This is a genomic window from Vibrio sp. 2132-1 (assembly GCF_033344315.1).
This window is the reverse complement of record NZ_JAWPON010000417.1, coordinates 1-657: the sequence shown is the minus strand read 5'-3', so window position 1 is coordinate 657 and position 657 is coordinate 1. Positions and strand designations below refer to the sequence as shown.

The 657-nt window shown below is 49.5% G+C and carries 1 protein-coding gene and 1 pseudogene; both read right to left on the bottom strand.

Annotated features, from left to right (window positions below; translation table 11 throughout):
• Positions 1–292: pseudogene (locus R8N47_RS25770) on the bottom strand (flagellar basal body L-ring protein); the annotation flags it as partial.
• A gap of 30 nt (positions 293–322) precedes the next feature.
• The coding region (locus R8N47_RS25765) for a flagellar hook-basal body complex protein (protein ID WP_318186172.1) at positions 323–657 on the bottom strand (335 nt) is incomplete at its 5' end.

The window sequence follows — 657 nt, the reverse complement described above, 5'->3', positions numbered from 1 at the left end:
AGTCGTCATACAAATCGGTGATGTGCTCTGGGCTAAACAGAGAACCCGTCGCCGCAGCATAATGCTCAGGCTTTTGTTTTGGATGAATTGGAGCCCACGCTGGATCACCAGCAACCGGATCATTTCTGCCACGCAGTGTATCAACGATGCCGCTACTCTCGTCTTTCGACTTATCGCCTTCAACCGCATCCACAACGGTAGTCGCTTGCGTCACTTCATCCGTTTCGATGGGTTCTAACATCGCACAGCCAGACATGGTTGTGATCAGCGCAAGTAAACAGATTCGTTTCATTATGAGCTCCTTAATGGCTAACTTTCGCCGTTACAACTGCTGGTTAACGAAGCTCATCATCTTATCGACAGATGAGATCACTTTAGAGTTCATTTCGTACACGCGCTGAGCTTCGATCATGTTGACCAATTCTTCTGTCACGTTTACGTTGGAGGCTTCTAGCATGGATTGGCGAATTTCACCCAAACCGTCCAAACCCGGAACACCTTCTTGCGGGTCGCCACTTGCGCCTGTTGGCAAGTAAAGGTTCTGACCGATTGGCTCTAGGCCACCTGGGTTAACAAAGTCTGTAATAGTCAACTGGCCAACGACTTGGTTATCTTGCTGACCACGTACGCGCACAGATACTTCACCGTCCGTACCGA